The organism is Parazoarcus sp. PS-13 R2A, from assembly GCF_057621855.1.
Map to the genome: position 1 here is coordinate 1 of NZ_JBYEXN010000059.1, position 632 is coordinate 632.

Below are 632 nucleotides of genomic sequence, written 5' to 3' on the forward strand. Positions count from 1 at the left end.
TCCGGATTGGCCAGCGCCTCCTGATTCTTGACCGGGCGTCCGTGCACCACATGACGCACCGCGAGTTCCACGATCTTGCCGCTCTTGGTGCGCGGGATGTCGGTCACCTGCAGCACCTTGGCCGGCACATGGCGCGGCGTGGTGTTGTCACGAATGGTCTGCTTGATGCGCTTGATCAAGTCGTCGTCCAGAGCCATCCCCTCGCGCAGCTTGACGAAGAGCACCACGCGCACGTCGCTCGGGTTCTGCGGTGGCCAGTCCTGCCCGATCACCAGCGACTCGACGACTTCGTGCAGCTTCTCGACCTGACGATAGATCTCCGCCGTGCCGATGCGCACCCCGCCCGGGTTGAGCGTGGCGTCGGAACGGCCGTAGATCACCAGTCCGCCGTGCGCGGTGATCTCGCAGAAGTCGCCATGACACCAGACGTTGGGGAAACGGTCGAAGTAGGCTGCGTGGTACTTGCTGCCATCATCGTCACCCCAGAAGCCAAGCGGCATCACCGGGAAGGGTTTGGCGCACACCAGCTCGCCCTTCTCGCCGCGTACCGGATTGCCGTCGTCGTCCCACACATCCACCGCCATGCCCAGACCACGACACTGGATCTCGCCGCGCCACACCGGCAGCACCGG

Annotated in this window: 1 protein-coding gene; it reads right to left on the reverse strand. The window is 64.9% G+C overall.

The features are described 5' to 3' along the window. The coding region (locus tag AC22G6_RS21810) for an AMP-binding enzyme (protein ID WP_487368505.1) at positions 1-632 on the reverse strand (632 nt) is incomplete at both ends.